The sequence below is a fragment of the Brevibacillus sp. MCWH genome (assembly GCF_013096935.1).
In the GTDB taxonomy this organism is placed as follows: domain Bacteria; phylum Bacillota; class Bacilli; order Brevibacillales; family Brevibacillaceae; genus Brevibacillus; species Brevibacillus aydinogluensis.
The window spans coordinates 1-403 of the sequence record NZ_SDLF01000222.1 but is presented as its reverse complement, the minus strand read 5'-3'; the positions used below and the strand labels follow the sequence as shown (position 1 = coordinate 403).

At 31.5% G+C, this 403-nt stretch carries 1 protein-coding gene; it reads left to right on the top strand.

The genetic code is table 11. From position 1 onward, the window contains the following. Positions 1–35: 35 nt before the first annotated feature. Positions 36–403: RCC1 domain-containing protein (locus ETC00_RS20175; protein WP_371808940.1), on the top strand; the 368-nt coding region annotated here is incomplete at its 3' end.

Genomic DNA, 403 nt, shown 5'->3' with positions numbered 1-403 from the left:
GTTAATATACCTATTAGTAATGTAAAAAATGTTTATTGTGGGGAAAACCATACTATTTTCTCTTATTAAATGATGGCACTGTTAGCGGATGTGGAAGAAATGCAGATGGGCAATTAACAGGAGTATCAGAATCTATAAAAAGTGTAACAGATTTAGGTATAACAGGTGTAAAAAGCGTATCTTGCGGATTTAAACATACAGTATTCCTATTAAATGATGGTACTGTAAGATGTTGCGGTAATAATGAATATGGACAATTTGGTAACGGTACAACTTCAGCACAAAACAGATTACTAGTAATCCCAAACTTATCAAAAGTATTTAAAGTCATATGTGGGTCATATTTTACATTCTTTTTATTTAGTGACGGTTCGATTAAATCTTGCGGTTATAACTATTATGG